Origin of the sequence: Blautia sp. RTP21359st1_E11_RTP21359_211015 (assembly GCF_040910705.1) — a bacterium.
Lineage (GTDB): Bacteria > Bacillota > Clostridia > Lachnospirales > Lachnospiraceae > Blautia_A > Blautia_A fusiformis.
In genome coordinates, this window is sequence record NZ_JBDGAB010000001.1 from 69074 (window position 1) to 91678 (window position 22605).

The window sequence follows — 22605 nt, forward strand, 5'->3', positions numbered from 1 at the left end:
CTCTTTTTCTGCCCGTTGTTTGTATTTATTTCTGCAACGTTTTAAACGGGCAAAGCGTGTCTTTCATTATAATAGCTTTCTGTTTGTATGTAAAGAAAAATCCCGAATCTTTCGATCCGGAATTTTTTTGTATTGGTAACTTTTCTGTTATTCGACAGATTTCTGATATCTGTCTATTTTTATGAGCATAGCTGCATTTTACTCTCAGCCAGCCAGGTGGAACATCTCGATCAGGAATATCCAGCTCATTCCATAGTATGTTATCACGGCTACAAGGTCATTCATCGTAGTGATCAGAGGACCTGAGGCTACTGCCGGATCCACACCAACCTTTTTGAAAAACAGCGGTATGCAGGTTCCCACTGCACTGGATACCAGCATGGCCACCAGCAGGGATAATCCGATACAGCCGGATACCGCATAGGCAAATACGAGTGTTTTTCCTTTGAATAAGAAAATATACAATCCGATCAGTACAAAAGACAGAATGCCGAGCAAACCACCGTTGCAAAGACCAATCCGCATTTCCTTCAGCACAAGCTCTGCTTTCTGTCTGCCCGTCAGCGTTTCATCCATCAGTACACGGATGGTTACAGCCAGGGACTGGGTTCCAACATTTCCTGCCATATCCAGGATCAGAGACTGAAAGCACATGATGATCGGCAGACAGGTAACTACTTTTTCAAACATTCCCACAACAGAAGATACCACCATACCAAGGCCCAGAAGAACGATCAGCCAAGGCATTCTTTTTTTCATGCTTTCAAAAAGAGGTTCTTTCAGATCTTCCTCTGCAGTCAGACCAGCCAGCTTTGCATAATCCTCTCCCATCTCATCGTCTACCAGATCGATGATCCCTGCGGATGTGATCACTCCAAGGAAACGATTGTCATCGTCCAATACAGGAATGGAATCTTCAGAATAATCCTTCAGCCGTTCCATACAGTCGTCGATCTGCTCAGTACCATACACATATGGATAGGAAGTTACGATCAGCTCTTCCATAGGGTGGTCCTGTCTTGCTGTGATCAGATCCTTCAGATCCAGGGCTCCATAAAACTCCCCTCTGTCCGTCACTGCAAAGATCGTAGAAATATTATCATTATCTGCCGCCTGGGAAACCAGCTCACTCATGGCCTGCTTTACGGTCAGGTTTTCACGGATCACAATGCAGTTCGTTGTCATTCTGCTTCCGATCTCATCCTCATCAAAGGAGCGGATCATTTCAATATCTTTCCGCACCTGTTCATCCAGAAGCTGGATCAGAAGCTTGCGTTTTTCTTTATCGATCTGCTTTAAAACATCTGCCAGGGCATCGGTTTCCATTTTGGAAAGAATGGCTGCCGCTTTTTTTACATCCATCTCTTCCAGATATTGTACAGTTTCTTCTTCCTCCAGATATTCAAAAACATCTGCCAGCATACTGCTTTCCAGGATACGGTATAGTCTGCTGCGCTCCGCAGTGCTTAATTCTCTTAATACTTCCGCCAGATCGTTTTCGTGGAAATCCTGCAGCCTTTCACTTAAAACTGCCGGAGAAACACTGCTTCGGATCAGACTCAGAATATCTTTTGAAAAATCCTGATTTCTTTTTGTCATTTTCTCATCCTCCTCACATAGTTTCGCACAAAACACGCACACCAAAAACAGACATGTTAAAGCGCATGTCTATGTGCTGTTTGATTTTCGATTGTGTTTCCTTGGGATTTGAGTATAAAGCGAAATGAATTTATACATGATCGCCTTACTGTAAGATTCTCAGAATGAGAAGAATGAAAAAGATATCTATTATAATCCTGCAACAATTATAATGTAATAATATCGTACAGATTCTGATGACACCGATACATCCTGTCAAATATATCCTTCTGATATATAGATATAATATTCTCACAGATATTCTGTACACTTAAAACAGAATGGAACATTCTCATCCCTCTCTGTTCTTTCCATCTTTCACTCCGAGAGCTACAACTTCGCCCATGAGAATCACAACTGTCCATTCTGTTCACCTGCCTTTTTTTCTTAATTTTTTTATCAACCCGGCCATTATAACGTTCCCGGCCGGGTTTTGTCAACCGGATTTATGGTTAAATTTATTGTAAATCCGGTTGAAATTTTATGTTTTACAGAGGTGGATGTTTATGCAGCAGCATTTGCGTTGATCGTATCAATGACTTTTTTTATTCCAAGCCAAACACCCATATCTGTAAAGATTTCCGAAATGCTCCCACGATCCGTAAACGGAGATTCCAGCAAAACAGAAAGATCCTTCATCATTCCATTATGAACAATATACTCAATGATCTGATTTACAAAATAAATCTGCCTGCTGTCCAGATTTACATCCTCAAGATACTTTGAAAAAGCTTCCTTTGCTGCATTCATATCAAGACCTACCATTTCTCTGACAAATTCTCCCAATGGCTTTCTGCCAAATTCTGCTTCATAATCCTCTTTTGTACCAAGCTCTCTCCAGAGAATTTTTTCCAGTTCATCTACATCTTTTTCTGTAAGTGGCTGATTCTTTTTCAGCTTTGATATCACATAATTATCCTGATGCTGTCGGACATAATATTCTACTCGTACCTTATAATTTTCCAGATCATTGTTTTCCAATTCTGCTTCTTTCCATTCCGTTGAAAGAATTTCGTCTGTAAAATTGGTCATATATTTATTCCTGCTCTTATCCGGAATATACTTCATAAGATCTCTCAGATTTTTCCTGATATTTTCAAATTCATCAATTCCTGCATTTTCCACATAATCTGTGTGCAAAATCTGATCGATCAGCTCTGTCTGTGCCTGAATCTCCGGTATATTTGCCACTCCGGCAATTCCGGAAACCTTTTTTAAAAGATCTTTTCGCGCACTTGTATATTTCTTTCCAACCAGAGATGCAAGTTCTATTCCATACATAAGTGCATCAAAACGTACTGCTGTTACTTCATCACTTTCAGGCAAAATCAAGGGTGCAACCTCTTCCCGTACAAGTAAAGTATCTTCATAAGTAAGCATCTGATAGTTCGACTCTTCTGAATATAATTCTACATATTTCAAATGTTGGCGAACTGTAAAACTATCTCTTGGGAGCTCTTTTATTTTTTCAGTCATGTGCTTTACAAGTGCAGTCCTGTACGCAGTTAATTTATCTGTCTGATATTTAATATCCTGAAGCTTGTACGAAATCTCAAACTGAAGATTAAAAACTGCACTTTGCAACGCCATCAGATTTGCGCTTGCCTTTCCTTTATTCATTCGGAAAAACTCAAAATTCCCACAGAAATCAAAAATGTAAAACTTTTTCTTATCTTCCCCATCCAACAATCCCGGGCATAGTCTTGTTCCTCGTCCGATCATCTGCCAGAATTTTGCTTTACTCATAACTTTCTTAAAGAATACAAGATTAAGAACTTCAGGTACATCAATTCCGGTATCTAACATATCTACAGAAATTGCGATCTGCGGTAGTTTTTTCGGATCTGAAAACTCATCAATTGCACTCTGTGCATATTTCATTCTGTTATCGATCACCATGGCGTAATTCTTTAAATGCGGATATTCCTTATTAAAAATCTCAAGGATTTTTTCCGCATGATCATGATTTTTCGCAAAAATAATTGTTTTTCCAATCTTCTGTCCATATTCAATTTTAATTCCATCTCTCATCAGGACATGAAGAACTTTTTTAATTGTATCTTCGTTGAAAATCCAGGTATTCAATGCAGCCGAATTTATCGCTTCCGGAAGCTTTCCATTTTCGTCTTCAAAAGTATTTTCATAGATTTCTTTATCTGCTTCTGAAAGTTCATCATATACAATTCCCTGATCAATAAATTTTACCCTGGATTCTACTGACAGATAATCAACCAGATATCCATCCTTAACCGCCTGCGCCAGATCATATCCATAAGTAGGATCCCCGTTTGCCAGTTCAAATACTTCATATGTATTTTTGTCAATCTCATCTTTCGGTGTTGCAGTAAGTCCTACAAGCAGTGCATCAAAATATGTAAAAATATCTTTATACTTATTATAAATAGATCTGTGCGCTTCATCACAAATGATCAGATCAAAATGACCACAGGTAAAAACTTTTCCTTCTTTATCATTTATCACATCAATACAATTTATCATGGTCTGATATGTGGAGAAAACACATCGCGACATATAATTATTCTTTTCTTCAACCAGATTTGTACAGGAAAAATCCTGCATCCAGTTTACAAAATTTCTTTTCGCCTGCGTTACCAGTGAATTTCTGTCCGCCAGAAAAAGTATATTCTTTACCCAGCCCGCATCAACCAGTACCTTGCACAAAGCCATTACTGTTCTGGTTTTTCCGGAACCTGTGGCCATAACAAGCAGGGCTTTTCTCCGATTCTTTTCATCAAAGCTCTGGCATACTGCTTTTATCGCGGCTTCCTGATAATAGCGGTCTGCTATCTTTTTATCTACAGAAATATTTTGCAGGCTTGTCCGCATACTCAAAAGGTTAAACCATTTCTCCAGATCTCGTTTAGAATAAATAACCGAACATTTTCTTTCTGGATATTGTCCGTCTATGATCCGTGTTTCAAAACCATTTGTAAGGAAAATTACCGGACGTCGTTCATATTTCTTTTCCAATAAATCTGCGTAAAGTTTCGCCTGCTGTCTGCCTTCAGCAATGTCCTTACAGGTACGTTTTGCTTCTATAATTGCCAGTGGTTTACTCCTATCATCATAGAGGACATAATCAATACGCCCAATTCCTGATTTATTCGGCATGCCTGTCACAGTCATCTCATTTAACCAGTCTTTTCCCTGGGTCCATCCTGCATCAATGAGCATGGAATCTATGTAAAGTTTTCTGGTTTCATATTCAGACAGATCCAGAGGTTTCGGAACATATGTCTGCTGCTGTTTCTCGTGACGTGCGGACAGTTCTTCCCTGAGGAAAGTATTTTCTGCCATCAGTTTTTGTAGATCCAGTTCCTGCTGAGCAGTTTTTTCTTGTTCTTTCAGAAGTGTTTCCTTTGCTTTTCTGGCTGTTTCCCTGGATGCCTTTGCCTTCTCAATTCTGCCATCAATAATCGACTTGTCAAATGGATGCTCCTGATACTGTTCTCCATAACAATATGCAACGTAATCTAAAAAAATCGACAGATTTTCAAGACACAGCATCGCTGCATCTCTGCCAGGTTTTTTATTGCTATGTGCCACACTGTTTCCACATCTGCGGATATAATCCATCCGTTTCCAAAGATCCGGTCCCACTAACTGTCTGAATTCCTCTGCATTCATCAGAGTATGAAGATTATCCTGGTACGGAATCTGCAAACTGTTTTCCACAGAATACAACCATTTTACAGCAAATTCCATAGCCCGGCGGCTGTTAAGAATACTCGCATCCGGATCTGCTAATATGATCTTCTCCGCAGAGATGGCAACATTCGCAAATGCAGAGAATTTTGATTCATTTTTTAAATAATCAAAGTTTGTTACCATTGTGAAATCTCCCTCTTTTACTTTCACTTTACATTGACAATAAATTCATTACCAAATTAACCATAATATCTTTTTCTTTTGGATCTGACTCTGCAATCATCAATGTAATTGCTACTAATGCACCATCACTTATCCTTTTCTGTCCATCTTTGTAGAGTACATCATTGCGAGCTAAAAATTCCAAAAATAACGATGCAGCAATTCTCTTACATCCATCAGCATAGGGATGATCTTTTATCATAAAATACAAAAGATTAGCGGCTTTCTCTTCTAAAGAAGGATAAACCTCTCCTCCGAAAACATTTTGGTAAATTGCTGCAAGAATACCTTCAACTTTCCCCGTTTCTTTTTCAACACCAAAGACATCCGAATGAAATGAATCTTCCATTGCATTCACCATATTTCTACAATCCTCGTATGTAATTCTGTATATAGCTTTATTTCCTGCAGGCTTTTTAATCGACTGGTGATCATACTGGTCTAATAACATCAAGGCATTTGTATATAAATCAACAGCTTTTAGCACCTCTGCTTCATCTATTTCCAAAGTACATGCAAGCATTTTGGTTTGAATATTTACTGTTCTCTGTAAGGCTTCTAATCTTTTTTTATTGATTGCATAGCCTTGTAGGATATACTGTTTCAGAACATTATTTGCCCATTTTCTAAATTCTACACCTCTGTTAGATTTGACTCTATAGCCTATAGAAATAATCATATCTAAATTATAATGTTCTACTTGATACACTTTTCCATCTGAAGCAGTTGTCGCAAAATTTGCGACAACTGAATTATCCAGTTCTTCTTTTAATGCATTATTAATATGTTTACCAATTGTCTTTACATCTCTTCCAAATAATTTAGCTAGCTGATTCCTATTAAGCCATACGGTATTATTTTTGACAGACACAGTTAATTTTATTTCCTTATCAGCAGTTTCAAATAAGATTATTTCATTTTGCATATTTAACCCTCTTCTGAAAATATACCATTGTAAATTTCATTCCCATCGCAGTAAGCAATTTCTCTCATGTGTCTTCATAAAACATTTCTTTTGCTTTATTTCACTTTCTCGATTGTATCGTGACATATATAATTCCATTTTCTATAAAAGCTGATTGATAAATTTTGATTTGTTGACTTGTTTGACAAAAATCTCAAATTCTCTTTGTACATCTAAATCTGGATTCATCACTTCAACTGTCCTCACTTTTTGTATACCAAATGCAGCTTGCGAAGTGGAATTCTTTGCTTCAGCAAATTGTCTTTCGACAAAATCTGATTCAAATGAGTACTTCAAGAAATACGGATTTACTAATTCACTATTAGGTTGGACCAACACTACATTAGCAGATAATGTATAGTCATTACGTGCTGGAACAAACACTGGATTACCAATAGTTCCAATCTTTCCAACAACAAAATCTCCGTCATGTAAAGTATATCTATTCATATGTTCTTCTAACACTTTAGGACTGACCTTTCGAGCACCTTCGAAATCTATTTTACCTGTTTTATAATCGCAATCCTTGATACTTACATAAGGGATTCCACCTTCTTCAACCGGTGGTGTTCTATGACTTGGTTGTGGGTCTACTGAATTAGCAACTTCTCCGACTTGATGAATCGGATATTTAGCTGTACCATCAAGCGGATTACCAAACAGCTCGACAAATCGGGCTTTAATAAGGTCATCCATCTTCCGAAGTTCTCGCTGGCGATCTTCAATCACTTGATTCACTCTATTAAGAATGTCAATAACCTCACATTGTTCAGATAAATCAGGAACAATAATTTTGATTTTTTTCAAATCTGCCACTGCAAAACTCGCTTGATTAACAGACTTTTTTGTTATTCTTCCAATTTGTTCTCTAAACGGCTGAGAATAAAAACAGTATCTCGCATAAGCTGGTATGATAATATCTCTTCTAGCCTTTAGTCCAAGCAAATTCATACCATGAATTATCTTTTCATCACCTTGTTTTTCATAAAGTACTGTTCTTCCCAAATATTGTGTACTATTAATATGCGACATTAACAAATCCCCATCCTGAAGAACATAATTTTCATATTTTTTTATATCGGTAATTCCTGCATATCCCATTCTATCACGGTTAAATCTGTCATTTGCAGTCGTTTCTATACGCGTAATTGGATATCCTCCATCCACTGCTCCCTGCTTTATATTGGCACCGTTTCGAATTTGATAAAAGCATTCATCAATAGTCCGTACACTCATATCATTCTTCCCACACAAACCCGAATTTGAATAAAATTCAGCTCATAAATTTCTGATGAGATGTTTTGACATTGTTTTGATTCACCATCGCATACTGCATCGTTGTATCAATTTGTGAATGTCCTAATATTTTTTGCACCTGTTCTATTGGCATTCCTTTATCTATTGCTCTGGTTGCCATGGTTCTTCGAAATTTATGGGGATGAATACGTTCCAGATCAATTCTTTTTCCTAATTCCCTTAAACGAATTTCCACTCCGCTTATTTTTAATCTATCATGTGGTGCATCCAGAGTTACAAATAATGCAGAATTATTATCTTTTCGATGAGCAATGTATTCTTTTAAATGCACCTTCGCTTTTGCATCAAAATATACACGCCTCTCTTTGTCTCCCTTTCCGTATACAATGCACTCACGCCCTTCCAAATCAATATCATCAACATTCAGATTTACCAGTTCACCTACTCGTATTCCTGTAGAATATAGCAAATCTATAATTGCCAGATCCCTAATTTCTTTGCAGTTATCCCTGAGTCGTTCAATCCCTTCATCTGTAATAACGCTTTTTACTACCGTTTTAGTTTTAATCTTATGAATCCGTTTCATAGGACTTTTTAAAATATAATCTTCTTCCTCTAACCAGGAGAAAAAGCTGGAAATATTTCTTCGAATGTTATCCACCGTAACATTTGAACATTTATTATTTTTCTGATATTCTGCCAAATATGTCCGTATTTCTTCTGTTGTAATCTTCCTTACAGATGTTTCAATATGGGATAACAAATGTTCTACCGTAACTTTATAATATTGAATGGTTCTTTCTGAACAACCTTCTATCTTCTTTGCATCCAAAAACATTTCAAGAAAATCTGTATTGGATATTTCCATTTTATCAGCTTCATTCTCTGCACATACTTTTAAGATTACTTCCTGAAGTTTTTTCATTTGTGTAATTGACAGATATTCTGACATTTCATTCAGTATTTTCACTATTTTTTCTTCCATGCTGGCATACTCCTTTCAAAATATACCAGCATCCTTCAACCATTTTGTTTATAGCATTTTGTTTTCTCGGTACGATTCAAATATATATGCCGGATTTTCGTAATATACACTGCTGTTGTAGTTATCAATCTTTGCACTGATAAAGGAATTGTATACTTTTATTAAAGCATCTACGATTCCAATATTTTCATCTGCAGCAACCATTTTTATCAGCCGCTTATATACCTTTCCAATGTCCCAATGTGATGGGATGCTGTATTTACACTCACCTACATTGTCAAAATTTCCTTCTTGTATTCCTGCTTCTTCAATAAAATCATCACTGACTCTGTCAATGTTGTCACAATGGTAAATATCTGCCAGGTCATAGATTTTATCAATTCTCTGCTTTCCAAGTTTATTTACAACGTCTGCCCGTGTATTCTTTGTTTTCCTGGCAATGTAATCAATCAGGCTGCATGTGTAAAATAAATCGTTATCTTTTTTGCTTTCCCGTCCTTCTCCTATCACTACAACTTCCCCTTTCTATCCAAAGTACTGTTGCATGAGACTGTCGAATAACTTCTGTGTTTCATCCAGTGCTTTTTGCACTTTAACTTTTGATTTGTTGACTTGTTTGACGAAGTCGGAAAACTGTTCCTGCAAATCCATCGGTGGAATAATAAACTCTTTTTCCTCAAGCTTCGATTTAGACAATATACCTTTTAATGCCATATTTATATCTTCCACAAGATAATCTTTGGACATCTGAAGCAGCACATACAAAAACAGAATATTGTATTGTTCAGGTACTACTGCATTAATCTGCTGGTTAAATGCCACTATTCTATCTGTAATGCAAACTCTACCAATACTTGCTATACTTCCAGCAATACAAGCCATAAGAATAGAATCCTTTTCAACTGTACGTCCAACATTCATACCCTTTTCAGACAAACTCTCTGTCGCTTGAGTTGGATTAAGAATTCCAGAAACAATATTATCTGTCTTTATCCATTCTATATAATCACCATAATATTCTGCTATTGCTCGTGAAGGTGTATTGCCAGTAATAACTTTGCACGTATCTTTTAACATCTTCTTCTCGAATCCAAACGGATTACTTCTAGGGTCTCCAAACAGCTCGACAAATCGGGCTTTAATAAGGTCATCCATCTTCCGAAGTTCTCGCTGGCGATCTTCAATCACTTGATTCACTCTATTAAGAATGTCAATAACCTCACATTGTTCAGATAAATCAGGAACAATAATTTTGATTTTTTTCAAATCTGCCACTGCAAAACTCGCTTGATTAACAGACTTTTTTGTTATTCTTCCAATTTGTTCTCTAAACGGCTGAGAATAAAAACAGTATCTCGCATAAGCTGGTATGATAATATCTCTTCTAGCCTTTAGTCCAAGCAAATTCATACCATGAATTATCTTTTCATCACCTTGTTTTTCATAAAGTACTGTTCTTCCCAAATATTGTGTACTATTAATATGCGACATTAACAAATCCCCATCCTGAAGAACATAATTTTCATATTTTTTTATATCGGTAATTCCTGCATATCCCATTCTATCACGGTTAAATCTGTCATTTGCAGTCGTTTCTATACGCGTAATTGGATATCCTCCATCCACTGCTCCCTGCTTTATATTGGCACCGTTTCGAATTTGATAAAAGCATTCATCAATAGTCCGTACACTCATATCATTCTTCCCACACAAACCCGAATTTTCGAATCTGCCATCCTTTCTTCTATAATCCCAACAACCGTTCCAGCTCATCCATTTCTTTTCCGATTTCCAGCTCCAGTTCCCGGATATTGGCCATGATTTCTGATGTTGGAGGATATTCCACTGGGGTGTATTCAATTTCTTTGTATTTATTGATACTGAGATCATAATCATTCTCCACAATATCTTTTTTCGGTACCATAAATGACTGGTCTGTTCGTTTCCGTTCTGCTTCTTTATCAAGGTTTTTGAAACGCTCTATAATATCCGGAATGTCATTCTCTGTGACCGGAGTACGTTTATCGTCCAGACTGAATCCGTCTGCTTTCATATCGTAGAACCATACCTGATCTGTTCCACCGTGTTCTGTTTTTGTAAAAATGAGGATCGCTGTGGATACTCCTGCATAGGGTTTAAATACACCGGAAGGCATGGATATTACAGCTTCCAGTCTCTGATTCTCAACAATTTCCTTACGGATGGATTTATGTGCCCGTGATGATCCGAAAAGTACACCATCTGGTACAATACAGGCGCATCTTCCTCCAATTTTCATAATCCTCAGGAACAAAGCAAGAAATAAAAGTTCTGTTTTCTTTGTCTTGCAAACTTTAAGAAGATCTCCGGAAACAGATTCTGCATCCAGGCTTCCTTTAAAAGGTGGGTTTGCCAGCACAAGGGAATACTGATCTTTATCTGCATTCTGATCAGATAAGCTGTCCCGATACTCAATATAAGGATTTTCTATTCCGTGAGTCATCATATTCATGGCTCCAATACGAAGCATGGTGCGGTCCATATCATATCCATGGAACATATGATTCATGTAATGATCTTTTTTCTGCTTATCATAAAAAATTTCTTCTTTTCTTTTTTCTTTCAGATATTCTCCTGCTGCAACCAGAAATCCGGAGGTTCCACATGCCGGATCACAGATAATCTCATCACTGGACGGATCCATCATCTCAACCATCATCCGGATAATATGTCTTGGTGTACGGAACTGTCCATTCCGTCCGGACTGAGCTATTTTTGAAAGAAGATATTCATATACATCTCCTCTGACATCTGCTGTCTGGATTTCATTCATAAGTTTGTAAATTTCATCCAGAGAATCCACCACTTTGGATAAAAGGAGTGGTGTCGGAAGCTTAAATATCGCATCGTCCATATATTTGGAATATGCACTGTTTTTATCATTATGAAGATTTTTTATAAACGGAAATACCCATTCCTGCATGATCATATACATTCTGTCTGCCGGAAAATCATGGAATACGGACCATTTCAGCTGACTTCCGTCAATTGTTCTCTCACCTATTTTTACTTCTCCGGAAAAAATACTCTGAAATGGCAAGCCAAGCATTGCACTTTCTCTTGCACGCATATTATCGGAATCATCCAGATCATGAATAAACATCAGGTATGTAATCTGTTCGATTACTTCCAGTGGATTGACAAGTCCTCCTGCCGCAAATATATCCCATAAACCATCTATTTTGTTTTTTAATTCACCAGTGATCATTTTTTATCTCCCATCTATCGTTCATTATTCCAGGTATATTTCGTATACCTGCCACCGCCGATTTTTAAAATTTTTTCTGCTGTCAGTAATTCTGCCAGTGTTCTCTGTATCGTTACCACACTGATATCCGGACATTTTTCTGCGATTTCTTTTTTTGTAATTATACCCGGATTATTTTTTATAATCTCTTCTATTCGCTCCGGTTTTGATATATTCTGCGTTATCAGCAATTTTATCCTTGAAGAAAATTCTCTGTATGCTCCTACGATAACGCCAAGCATATATTTTACAAATGGTATATAATCATTCTTATTCTCATACCAGTTCTCAGAACTTTCCCTTAAACATTCATAGTATAATTCCTTTGAATTTTCTATCATTCTCTCGATACTGATATATTTTCCCACAATATAGCCGGATCTGTACAAAAGTAATAGTGTAAGTAAACGGCTCATTCTTCCATTGCCGTCATTAAACGGATGTATGCATAGGAAATCCAGAATAAACATTGGAATCAAAAGAAGTGGATCTATTTCTCCTGTTGCCATTGCCTCTTCAAATGCTCTGCATAGTTCTTCCATTGCTTCCGGTGTTTCCCAGGCCGGTACTGGTTTAAACCGTATTTTTTTTATTCCCCGGGAATCTTCTTCCTCAATTATATTATCCGCAGTTTTATATTTCCCTCCAATATTGTAGCTTTCAAATTTATACAAATCTCTGTGGAGCTGTAAAATAATCGCAGACTTTGGTGGGATATGGTCATGACTTTCATGAATTGTATTCAATACATCTCTGTATCCGGCAATTTCCTGTTCATTTCTTGTCCTTGGCCTTGTTTTGTCTTTTACCAATTCCCGCAATCTGATATCTGATGTATAAATACCTTCTATTTTATTGGAACTTTCCGTACTTTGAATCTTGGCGATTTCAACTAATTGTGTAAGAGTATCTGCTTTGGCCTCAATAAAAAGAGTTTGTTCTCCTTTAAATTCATGTATCTGTGTCAGGTAAGATACAATTTCAGGAGTCAACAGATTTTTCCACTTTTCCCGATAATCAAACTGTCTCATATATTTTTCATCACCTTCTTTATCACTCTTTTTTCGATTTTATTTACTTCAAGTATATAAATCAATCTTATCATTGTCAACTTTAATTTGATCATTTTCTCAAGAATGATTAAATTGAAAGTGAAATGATAAAATTAAAAAGCCCAACAATAAATGCTTCTGCACGGATTTTCAGCATTTACTGTCGGACTTTTATCCTTTTTTTATTCCTTTTTGAAATATATCACAATATCATATTGTAGAGCAAAAGATTATTCTGCATGGTCTTTCAGGTACTCTGCACGCCCCTCTTCGTAGAGGTTATTTCCCTCGCTGTCAATGATGACTACAAGCGGCATGTCTTCCACATAAAGCTTGCGGAGTGCTTCTGCTCCGAGGTCTTCGTAAGCGATAAGCTCTGCTTTTTTGATGCATTTTGCAAGAAGTGCACCTGCACCGCCGATGGCTCCGAAATATACGCCGTCATATTTTTTCATTGCATCTACGACTTCCGGAAGGCGGGCACCTTTTCCGATCATTCCTCTGGCGCCTACGGACATCATGGTCGGTGCATAGGCATCCATACGGCCGCTGGTTGTAGGGCCTGCGGAGCCGATGACTTCGCCTGGTTTTGCCGGAGTCGGACCTACATAGTAAATAGTAGCATCTGTAGGGTCAAAAGGAATCTTTTCTCCTTTTGCAAGGGCCTCGCACATTCTCTTGTGACCTGCATCACGGGATGTATAGATGGTTCCTGTCAGTAAAACCTGGTCGCCTGCATGGAGAGTTCTTGCCAGCTCTCTTGTCAGAGGCAGTGTGATCTTTCTTCTTTCCATATTAAAGCACCTCCGTTTTATGACGTGTTACATGGCAGTTGATGTTAACTGCACATGGCATACCTGCGATATGAGTAGGCATAGTCTCAATGTTCAGACCGATAGCTGTGGTCTTTCCGCCAAAGCCCTGAGGTCCGATACCAAGCTTGTTGATCTTCTCCAGCATCTCTTTCTCAAGATCTGCATAGTAAGGATCCGGGTTCTCTGTATTCAGAGGACGCATCAGCGCTTTCTTTGCAAGAAGTGCACATTTGTCAAAAGTTCCTCCGATACCAACACCAACTACCATAGGCGGACATGGGTTCGGACCTGCAGTTTCTACAACCTCAAGAATGAAATCCTTGATTCCCTGAAGGCCTGCAGATGGCTTGAACATACGGATCTGGCTCATATTCTCGCTTCCGAAGCCTTTTGGTCCTACAGTTACTTTCACCTGATCTCCAGGAACGATCTCTGTATAGATCATAGCCGGTGTATTGTCACCTGTGTTTCCACGGCGTACCGGATCCTTGACAACGGATTTTCTCAGGTAACCTTTATCGTATCCGCGGCGTACACCTTCATTGATGGCATCATTTAAATCTCCGCCTGTAAAGTGGACATCCTGGCCAATTTCAAGGAATACGCATGCCATTCCGGTATCCTGACAGATCGGAACATTCTCACTGTCCGCAATATCAAAATTCTCGATAATGTTATCAAGGACACCTTTTGCGATCTCGCCGTCCTCGCAGGCACGGCAGGTTTTGATAGCATCCTTCACATCTTCCGGGAGATGTTCATTGGCTTCGATACAGAGTTTTTCGATAATCTCTGTAAGTCTGTTTACTTCGATTTCTCTCATAATAGACTCCTTTCGCTTATCTCATATGTTTTTATTATCATAACATATTGTTAACGTTCGTGGCGGGCATATTTCGGCAGAAGCATAGGAGATACGTCTCCTGTATCAACTCCTGCATTTTTCAGTTCCTCTTCATATTTTCTGATATGATCCAGATTCATAGTGCCAAGCTCTACCTCTTTGCATTTGGCAGCTGCTTTTTTACCTGCATTTCGTCCGAATACAATTACATCAAGAAGAGAGTTGCCCATCAGTCGGTTTCTTCCGTGGATTCCGCCTGCTGCCTCTCCTGCAACCAGAAGGTTCGGGATTTCTTTTGTAAAGCCGTCTCCGTTGATCTCAAGACCACCGTTCTGATAATGAAGGGTCGGGTAGATCACGATCGGGACTTTTCTCATATCAATGCCGTAATTCATGTACATACGGAACATGGCAGGGATCCTCTTTTCGATAGTTCCCTCACCGCCCAGGATCTCGATCATCGGAGTATCCAGCCATACACCTTTTCGTCCACCTGGAACTTCAACGCCACGGCCTTCCTCACACTCGCGGATAACACCGGAAGCATTTACGTCACGGGTTTCCAGCGGATGAATATAAGCCTCTCCGTTTGCATTTACAAGCTGTGCACCAACGGAACGAACCTTCTCTGTTACCAGGGCACCAAGGATCTGTGACGGATAGATCGCACCTGTTGGATGATACTGGATAGAATCCTGGTAAAGAAGGGAAGCGCCTGCTCTGTATCCAAGCACGAGTCCGTCAGCAGTTGCTCCGTAGTGATTGGAGGTCGGGAATCCCTGATAATGCATTCTTCCTGCACCACCGGTTGCAATTACAACTGTTTTTGCTCTTGCAACGGAATAGTCTCCGGTTTCCATGTTGAGAAGAACTGCACCGGCAGTCTGACCTTTTTCATCCTTCAGAAGTTCTACAGCGGATGTAAATTCCACTACCGGGATCTTAAGATTTAAGACCTCATCACGGATAGTACGCATGATCTCTGATCCGGAATAATCCTTTGCAGCATGCATTCTCTTTCTGGAGGTACCGCCGCCATGTGTAGTGACCATGGTTCCGTCTTCTGCTTTATCAAACTCAACACCAAGGTCGTTGAGCCATTTGATCGCATCCGGTGCTTCCATTACCAGTCTTTTTACAAGCTCCGGTTTTGCGGCAAAATGTCCGCCTCCAAAGCAGTCCAGATAATGCTGTACCGGGGAATCATTTTCTTTATCTGCTGCCTGGATCCCGCCTTCTGCCATCATGGTGTTGGCATCACCGATACGGAGTTTTGTAACGATCATAACGTTGGCACCTGCGTTGTGGGCCTCGATGGCACAGGAAGAGCCTGCTCCACCACCGCCGATGATCAGTACATCTACATCATAATCGATTTTTGTAAGATCGATTTTTTCGTTGAGCAGACGGCTTTCTGAATGGAGCATTTTTGTCAGTTCCAGTGGTGCTTTCTGTCCCTTGTTCGGTCCTACCTTAATCTCTGCAAATGCATCCGGGTTATAGTCCGGATGGAATTTTTTGAGAAGAGCATCTTTCTCATCTGCACTCAGACGTCTTGGCTCTGTTGCCATACGCTCCGCTCTTGTAGCCTCTACCTTTTTGATGGATTCCATCATATTTTCTGGATATGGTGCATACATGTTTTACGCCCTCCTACTTCTCGATTTCTCTGCTGTTGTAAAGTTCCTGCATCTCTGTGATCGGCTTCTGCATGATCTTCTCGATCATATCGTCAAATTTGCCCTCGTGGATCTCTTCCACACGTTTCTCCAGATGCTCGCTTTTCGGCGCAATATATTTTCCGGTGAGACGTCTTGCCAGAAGGCCTACCATCGGATGGGAAATTCCTGCCGGACATCTTACGGAACAGCAGCCGCAGCTTACGCAGTCAAAGGATTCCTCTGCACATTTTTCAAGCTCGCCTCTCTGCGCATATGCAATATACTGCATGACATTTAAGTCCTGTGTACAGGCCTTTGTGCAGGCATTGCATCCGATGCAGCTGTAGATCTCCGGATAAAGCTCCATCATTACCTGCTGGTTCGGCTTAAGATCTTCTATATTATAAAGTCTCTTGTCTGTAGGGAAGAACGGGATACTTGCCACATACATTCCCTCCTGCACCTGTGTCTGACAGGCGAGACAGGTTTTCAGCTCATTCTGTCCCTTGATCCTGTAGATGGTCGCACAGGCACCGCAGAATCCGTGTCTGCAGCCGCATCCTCTTTTTAATGTGTAACCGGCATATTCCATAGCTGTCATAATGGTCAGATCACCGGGAACGCTGTATTTTTTACCGAAAAAATATACGTTTACCATATTATTTTCCATGTTGGTGTCCTTTCTTTTATCCAAATCGTACGCCATGTGGAACAGCCATCTCACACGTGCCCGTCGCAACGCTCTGCTGAACTAAGTACTAACTGCGACTAAGGAGTTCAGGAGAGCCTTCACTCCTAAGTCTTCGTAAGTACTGGATTTCAGCGCCGCTAAAATCGCTCCTAAAATGGGCATCTTAGCGAGATGGCTGTTCCACATGGCTGTGTACTGGCTATAACCAGCGCATATATTTGAAAGTTTCTTAAGGTGCAATCTATAACTTAGTACTCATTAGGTAATTCATCCACCTCATCACATCGGAATACTGGGCCGTCTTTGCAGACGTATTTGTCTCCGATGTTGCAGCGGCCGCATTTTCCGACACCGCATTTCATACGAAGCTCCAGTGTGGTATATACCTGATCTCTGGAGAAGCCCAGCTCTTCCAGTCCTGCCAGAACGAATTTGATCATGATCGGCGGGCCGCAGACCAGAGCGGTCTTATTGGTATCAAAACCAATCTCCTTCAGATAATTCGGAACAAATCCTACATGACCGTCCCAGCCTTCCTGCTCACGGTCAATGGTAAGATATACATTTACACCTTCTGTTTTCATCCATACTTCCTGGATTTCCTTAAGCTGCACCAGATCATCTGCGGAACGGGAACCATAGAGAATATCTACTGTTCCGTAATCCTCACGGTTATCCAGCACATAATTGATCACGGAACGAAGAGGTGCCAGACCGATTCCACCTGCGATGAACAGGAGATTTTTTCCCTTTAACTTATCTTCCACCGGAAAATGATTTCCGTATGGTCCGCGGACTGCGATCTCATCTCCAACCTGAAGGCTGTGGAGATAATCGGTAAGGGATCCGCATTTTTTGATGCTGAATTCCTGATAATCCTTTACAGTCGGAGAAGAAGTAATGGAAAACATACCTTCACTGACGCCTGGTGCACAGACCATGGCACACTGTCCTGGCATATGCTCGAAAAGCTTTCCACCCTCCGGAGCTTCCACACGGAAGGTTTTTACATCCGGTGTCTCCTGACGGATATCTGTGATCACGCCAACCTTGGGGATCAGCGTATCCAGTGTATAATTTTTATGACAGGTACATTCACTCATTCTTTTCACCTCCCTGTGTTTCAAAGGCCTTGATGACTTTTACGATATTTAAAGATTCCGGACATTTCTCCACGCAGCGGCCGCAGCCAACACAGGAGAACATGCCGTCATTATTTAACGGATAATAAACAAGCTTATGCATAAATCTCTGACGGAATCTCTGCATCTGGCTGGTACGGTTGTTTCCGTGAGCCATCATGGTAAAATCAGAGTACATGCAGGAATCCCAGCAGCGGTAACGGTGAACACCGTGCCCTGTATCGTAATCCTTAATGTCATAGCACTGACAGGTCGGACATACGAAGGTACAGGTTCCGCAGGCAAGACAAGGCTTGTACAGTTTCTCCCATACAGGAGAATTGAAACGGTCCATGTATTCTTCCTGCGCCCATCCTTCCAGTGAAAGATGTGTATATGGAAGAAGCTCGATAATACCACGGATTGCCTTCTTCTCCTCTTCTACCTTTGTCTCATCAGCATCTGCCAAAAGCTCCTTCACAGCTTCTGTCAGAGCATTTCCTTTTTCTGTGAGAGGCTTCCAGAAAAGTTCTCCCTCGATGATCCAGGCTGCAACATCTGCTTCCGGATCTGCAGCATCAATGCCAAATACTTTACAGAAGCAGCTTTCCTCCGGTTCATGACAGGCAAGAGCTACGATAGTTCCATGTTCTCTTCTTGCCTGGTAAAAAGTATCCACCGGATCCCCAAGGAACACATTGTCGAGAACTTTCACGCCCTGTACATCACAGGCTCTCATTCCGAATACGACAAAATTCTGGTCTTTCAGTGCCTGAGGCTCAATGCTGATATTTTTCCCATCTTTTTTACAGGTATAGAGATTTTCACTCTGCGGAAAGAAAGCATCCTTCGGTGATTTCACGGTTTTCAGTGTTTCAAGGGAAACTTCTGCATCCTCGCTCCATGCCTTGAAGTTCACCTGCTCACTTACCTTTACCGGTAAATATAATTCCTGGTCTGCGGCAATTTTCCGGAATAATGCCGGCAGATTTTCTACTGCGATCTTATACATACATTATCCCCTTTCTGCCACGATCCCTGGCTCTACATCCTCAAAGGTAAAGCTGGTAAGCGGACCCTTTGACTCCGCATCCTCGCCTGCCTGATACTCACCGTAAAACGCATCAATATCCTTGATAAACTTACGGTTAAACAGATGAAGGGGAATTCCCTGCGGGCAGACTCTGCTGCACTCGCCACAGTCCGTACATCTTCCGGCTACATGGAAGGCACGAATCACATGGAACATCTTTTCCTCAAAGGAATCCACATTTGCCTTCTGGGCGCTATCGAACTTGTTGCTGTCAAAAACGCATTTGCGGCAGCTGCAGGCCGGACATACATTACGGCAGGCATTACAGCGGATACATTTACTCAGCTCGCTCTGCCAGAATGCAAATTTTTCTTCCGGACTCATTGCCTCGATCCGCTCAACTTCTGCGAAACGGTCAGCGTCCTTTGTCTCCTTTGACTCACCGATTAGTTCATCGTAAATTTTATGCTCTTTTCCTTTACATACATGGCAGCGTTCCAGCATGGCATCTTTGTATGCACAGGTTTTTTCTCCGTAAACAGTATCCACAGTCAATGTCTCTGCATCTCCGGTAATCTCTGCTCCGGAAATTCCCCGGATACCCTTGATCCCCATTTTACGGATCTTTTCAATATCCAGCTTTCCTTTACAGCCAACACCTACGATATAGGCTTTTTCTCTGTCTACACGATGCTCTTTCAAAAGCTGGTTAAAGCTATATGTATCGCAGGGCTTCAGACAGACCATGGTTTTTCCTTCCAGCTTGGAAGCTTCGATCATATATTTGCTTAAATTGGCACCGCAGAATCCATCATAGACAAAATCCTCCAGAGATTCCGGTGTTTCAAAATAGGCTGGTTCCGGATTAAAGGCAAGATCTCCGGCTTTCCACCCAAGAACCCGGACTACCGTGCCATCTGCAAGCAGTTCTTTTGCACGTTTTATCAGCTCCTGCATCTTATATCCTCCAATCTCACGTTTTTACCAAGTGAATGGATCTTCTCAACAAACTCATTCATAGTCTGTGAAAATTTCACACCTTCTGCGGCAGATACCCATTCCACACGTGTTCTTCCGTTTTCCACCCCAATATAATCCAGCATTGAAAACAGAAGTGTCATACGTCTTCTTGCATAATAGTTTCCGGTACTGTAATGGCAGTCTCCCGGATGGCATCCGCACATAATCACACCATCGGCTCCTTTTTCAAAGGCACGGAGGATGAACATGGGATTGACACGGCAGGAACATGGAACACGGATGATCTTTACATCCGCCGGATAGCTCAAACGGCTGCTTCCGGCAAGGTCTGCTCCGGCGTAACTGCACCAGTTACAGCAGAATGCCACGATCTTTGGTCTGAATTCTTCCTTTGTTTCTATCGACATATTGCATCCACCTCCGCGATAATCTGTCTGTTGGAGAAGCCCTGAAGGTCCATGGCTCCTGACGGGCAGGCTACTGTGCAGGCACCGCAGCCCTGGCAAAGTGCTGTATTGACAACCGCAACTCTTCTTGTCTCACGGATACCGTGATCGTTGACCTGTTTCTCCTCATAGGAAATCGCTCCGTAAGGACATACATTTGCACAGGTAGAGCATCCGTTACAGAGAAGCTCGTCGGATCTTGCCGTACATGGATTGGTTGTCAGCTTGTCCTTTGCAAGAAGTCCTATGGCCTTTACAGCCGCAGCTCCTGCCTGGGCAACTGTCTCCGGGATATCCTTTGGTCCCTGGCATACACCGGAAAGGAAAATTCCTGCTGTCGGTGATTCTACAGGACGAAGCTTTGCATGAGCTTCTGTAAGGAAATTGTTGGTGTCAATACTTGCAGTAAGCATAGTAGCGATCTTACGTACATCCGGATTCGGTTCAATGGCTGTTGCAAGAACTACCATATCTGCTTTCTTGAAGATCTGCTTATTATCAAGAAGATCCGAGCCCTGAACAAGAAGTGTTCCATCCGGCTGCGGAATTACTTTTCCTACCTGACCTTTGATGTAGTTTACGTTATACTGCTCAACTGCTCTTCTGTAAAACTCATCGAAGTTTTTACCAGGTGTACGGACATCAATATAAAATACCGTCACATTGGTATCCGGATATTTATCACGGATCAGCATGGCATGCTTAGCTGTGTACATACAGCAGATCTTGGAACAGTATGGCTTTCCACGGTCATCGGAGCAACGGCTTCCAACACACTGGATAAATACGATCTCCTTCGGTGCTTTTCCATCGGAAAGGCGCTCAAGATGTCCTTTTGTAGGTCCTGCAGCATTCATGATACGCTCCAGCTCCAGAGATGTGATCACATCCTTGCTCTGGCTGTATGCGTATTCATCGTATTTGTCAAGCTTGATGGTATCAAATCCGGTTGCCACCACGATCGCTCCGTATTTCTGTGTTACGATCTCATCCTGCTGATCGTAATCAATGGCTCCTGCCTGACATACTTTGGAGCAGACACCACATTTGCCTGTCTTAAATTTCAGGCAATGCTCTCTGTCGATCACAGGAACATTTGGAATCGCCTGTGCAAACGGAGTATAAATAGCTGACCGGTTGTTCAGCCCTCTGTTGAACTCATTTGGAATCTTTTTGGAAGGACATTTTTCCTGGCAGACTCCACAGCCTGTACATTTGTCCATGTTGACACTTCGCGCTTTTTTGCGGATATCAACAGTAAAATCTCCTACAAAACCTGCAACTTTTTCTACTTCACTGTATGTATAGATATTGATCTTTTCGTGAGCTGCAGCCTCCACCATTTTGGGAGTAAGGATACATGCGGAGCAATCCAGAGTAGGGAAGGTTTTGTCAAGCTGTGACATTCTTCCGCCGATACTTGGTGTTTTTTCCACAATATCAACTTCATAGCCTGCATCGGCAATATCAAGAGCCGTCTGGATTCCGGCGATACCGCCTCCGATGATCAGGGCTCTCTTTGTAACCTGGCTTTCTCCCGGCTGAAGAGGAGCATTTAAATTGACTTTTGCTACTGCTGCTCTTGCAAGGATCACGGCCTTCTCCGTAGCCTCCTGCATATCCTTGTGGATCCAGGAACAGTGCTCACGGATATTTGCGATCTCCACCATATATGGATTCAGGCCGGCCTTTTCCGCTGCTTTACGGAAAGTTGCCTCATGCATACGCGGAGAACAGGAACAGACAACCACTCCTGTGAGATTTTTTTCACGGATGGCTTCCTGGATCCTGGACTGTCCTGCTTCAGAACACATATACTGATAATCTTCTGCATGGACAACTCCTGGCTCTTTTGCAATGATCTCCACAACTTTTTTCACGTCTACCGTAGCGGCAATATTACTTCCGCAATGACAGACAAATACACCGATTCTCTGCAC

General features: G+C 41.0%; 18 protein-coding genes. All 18 read right to left on the bottom strand.

Annotated elements, in window-relative coordinates:
* Window positions 1–204: 204 nt before the first annotated feature.
* Complete coding sequence (gene mgtE / locus AB5026_RS00340; protein WP_015524706.1) at window positions 205–1599, bottom strand: magnesium transporter; 1395 nt, start codon at window positions 1597–1599, stop codon at window positions 205–207.
* A 543-nt stretch (window positions 1600–2142) separates the two neighbouring features.
* Window positions 2143–5490: a DEAD/DEAH box helicase family protein gene (locus AB5026_RS00345; protein WP_173723358.1), complete on the bottom strand. Its 3348-nt coding sequence runs from the start codon at window positions 5488–5490 to the stop codon at window positions 2143–2145.
* A gap of 28 nt (window positions 5491–5518) precedes the next feature.
* Window positions 5519–6454: a RhuM family protein gene (rhuM, locus tag AB5026_RS00350; RefSeq protein ID WP_021651421.1), complete on the bottom strand. Its 936-nt coding sequence runs from the start codon at window positions 6452–6454 to the stop codon at window positions 5519–5521.
* Between the two features lie 141 nt (window positions 6455–6595).
* A complete protein-coding gene (locus AB5026_RS00355) occupies window positions 6596–7729 on the bottom strand; it encodes a restriction endonuclease subunit S (RefSeq protein ID WP_368212590.1) in 1134 nt (377 codons plus the stop codon).
* A 37-nt stretch (window positions 7730–7766) separates the two neighbouring features.
* Window positions 7767–8735 carry a site-specific tyrosine recombinase/integron integrase gene (gene xerA, locus AB5026_RS00360; RefSeq protein WP_015524701.1) on the bottom strand — a complete coding sequence of 323 codons (969 nt, stop codon included), beginning with the start codon at window positions 8733–8735 and terminating at the stop codon, window positions 7767–7769.
* A gap of 48 nt (window positions 8736–8783) precedes the next feature.
* Window positions 8784–9245 (bottom strand): hypothetical protein, encoded by a 462-nt coding sequence (locus AB5026_RS00365; protein WP_173722402.1) that lies wholly within the window; start codon window positions 9243–9245, stop codon window positions 8784–8786.
* Between the two features lie 15 nt (window positions 9246–9260).
* The gene (locus AB5026_RS00370) at window positions 9261–10430 is read right to left on the bottom strand and encodes a restriction endonuclease subunit S (RefSeq protein ID WP_173722401.1); all 1170 of its coding nucleotides are present in this window, start codon (window positions 10428–10430) and stop codon (window positions 9261–9263) included.
* A gap of 49 nt (window positions 10431–10479) precedes the next feature.
* A complete protein-coding gene (locus AB5026_RS00375) occupies window positions 10480–11982 on the bottom strand; it encodes a class I SAM-dependent DNA methyltransferase (protein WP_114002624.1) in 1503 nt (500 codons plus the stop codon).
* A 14-nt stretch (window positions 11983–11996) separates the two neighbouring features.
* The gene (locus AB5026_RS00380; RefSeq protein WP_161208510.1) at window positions 11997–13052 is read right to left on the bottom strand and encodes a Fic family protein; all 1056 of its coding nucleotides are present in this window, start codon (window positions 13050–13052) and stop codon (window positions 11997–11999) included.
* A gap of 251 nt (window positions 13053–13303) precedes the next feature.
* Window positions 13304–13867, bottom strand: coding sequence for a Fe-S-containing hydro-lyase (locus tag AB5026_RS00385; RefSeq protein ID WP_022426051.1), 564 nt, complete (start codon window positions 13865–13867; stop codon window positions 13304–13306).
* A gap of 1 nt (window position 13868) precedes the next feature.
* Window positions 13869–14711: a fumarate hydratase gene (locus AB5026_RS00390; RefSeq protein WP_015524694.1), complete on the bottom strand. Its 843-nt coding sequence runs from the start codon at window positions 14709–14711 to the stop codon at window positions 13869–13871.
* Window positions 14712–14761: 50 nt separating this feature from the next.
* Window positions 14762–16372 (bottom strand): FAD-dependent oxidoreductase, encoded by a 1611-nt coding sequence (locus AB5026_RS00395; protein WP_022426050.1) that lies wholly within the window; start codon window positions 16370–16372, stop codon window positions 14762–14764.
* Between the two features lie 13 nt (window positions 16373–16385).
* Entirely contained in the window at window positions 16386–17063 is a 678-nt protein-coding gene (locus AB5026_RS00400) for a 4Fe-4S dicluster domain-containing protein (RefSeq protein ID WP_021652990.1), read from the bottom strand.
* A 269-nt stretch (window positions 17064–17332) separates the two neighbouring features.
* Window positions 17333–18187, bottom strand: a complete 855-nt coding sequence (locus AB5026_RS00405) for an FAD/NAD(P)-binding protein (protein ID WP_015524689.1) — start codon at window positions 18185–18187, stop codon at window positions 17333–17335.
* A complete protein-coding gene (locus AB5026_RS00410) occupies window positions 18180–19217 on the bottom strand; it encodes a 4Fe-4S dicluster domain-containing protein (protein WP_022426049.1) in 1038 nt (345 codons plus the stop codon). Before AB5026_RS00410 ends, AB5026_RS00405 begins: the two co-directional genes overlap by 8 nt.
* Window positions 19218–19220: 3 nt before the next feature.
* Window positions 19221–20195: a 4Fe-4S dicluster domain-containing protein gene (locus AB5026_RS00415; RefSeq protein ID WP_015524687.1), complete on the bottom strand. Its 975-nt coding sequence runs from the start codon at window positions 20193–20195 to the stop codon at window positions 19221–19223.
* A complete protein-coding gene (locus tag AB5026_RS00420) occupies window positions 20183–20626 on the bottom strand; it encodes a hydrogenase iron-sulfur subunit (RefSeq protein ID WP_015524686.1) in 444 nt (147 codons plus the stop codon). The genes AB5026_RS00415 and AB5026_RS00420 overlap by 13 nt, the downstream gene beginning before the upstream one ends.
* Window positions 20617–22605, bottom strand: a complete 1989-nt coding sequence (locus AB5026_RS00425) for a CoB--CoM heterodisulfide reductase iron-sulfur subunit A family protein (RefSeq protein ID WP_022426048.1) — start codon at window positions 22603–22605, stop codon at window positions 20617–20619. The genes AB5026_RS00420 and AB5026_RS00425 overlap by 10 nt, the downstream gene beginning before the upstream one ends.

What these genes read in the sequence shown, in the direction of transcription:
- mgtE (WP_015524706.1), bottom strand. Translation starts at nt 1,599, where the DNA reads ATGACAAAAAGAAATCAGGATTTTTCAAAAGATATTCTGAGTCTGATC.
- AB5026_RS00345 (WP_173723358.1), bottom strand. Translation starts at nt 5,490, where the DNA reads ATGGTAACAAACTTTGATTATTTAAAAAATGAATCAAAATTCTCTGCA.
- rhuM (WP_021651421.1), bottom strand. Translation starts at nt 6,454, where the DNA reads ATGCAAAATGAAATAATCTTATTTGAAACTGCTGATAAGGAAATAAAA.
- AB5026_RS00355 (WP_368212590.1), bottom strand. Translation starts at nt 7,729, where the DNA reads ATGAGTGTACGGACTATTGATGAATGCTTTTATCAAATTCGAAACGGT.
- xerA (WP_015524701.1), bottom strand. Translation starts at nt 8,735, where the DNA reads ATGGAAGAAAAAATAGTGAAAATACTGAATGAAATGTCAGAATATCTG.
- AB5026_RS00370 (WP_173722401.1), bottom strand. Translation starts at nt 10,430, where the DNA reads ATGAGTGTACGGACTATTGATGAATGCTTTTATCAAATTCGAAACGGT.
- AB5026_RS00375 (WP_114002624.1), bottom strand. Translation starts at nt 11,982, where the DNA reads ATGATCACTGGTGAATTAAAAAACAAAATAGATGGTTTATGGGATATA.
- AB5026_RS00380 (WP_161208510.1), bottom strand. Translation starts at nt 13,052, where the DNA reads ATGAGACAGTTTGATTATCGGGAAAAGTGGAAAAATCTGTTGACTCCT.
- AB5026_RS00385 (WP_022426051.1), bottom strand. Translation starts at nt 13,867, where the DNA reads ATGGAAAGAAGAAAGATCACACTGCCTCTGACAAGAGAGCTGGCAAGA.
- AB5026_RS00390 (WP_015524694.1), bottom strand. Translation starts at nt 14,711, where the DNA reads ATGAGAGAAATCGAAGTAAACAGACTTACAGAGATTATCGAAAAACTC.
- AB5026_RS00395 (WP_022426050.1), bottom strand. Translation starts at nt 16,372, where the DNA reads ATGTATGCACCATATCCAGAAAATATGATGGAATCCATCAAAAAGGTA.
- AB5026_RS00400 (WP_021652990.1), bottom strand. Translation starts at nt 17,063, where the DNA reads ATGGAAAATAATATGGTAAACGTATATTTTTTCGGTAAAAAATACAGC.
- AB5026_RS00405 (WP_015524689.1), bottom strand. Translation starts at nt 18,187, where the DNA reads ATGAGTGAATGTACCTGTCATAAAAATTATACACTGGATACGCTGATC.
- AB5026_RS00410 (WP_022426049.1), bottom strand. Translation starts at nt 19,217, where the DNA reads ATGTATAAGATCGCAGTAGAAAATCTGCCGGCATTATTCCGGAAAATT.
- AB5026_RS00415 (WP_015524687.1), bottom strand. Translation starts at nt 20,195, where the DNA reads ATGCAGGAGCTGATAAAACGTGCAAAAGAACTGCTTGCAGATGGCACG.
- AB5026_RS00420 (WP_015524686.1), bottom strand. Translation starts at nt 20,626, where the DNA reads ATGTCGATAGAAACAAAGGAAGAATTCAGACCAAAGATCGTGGCATTC.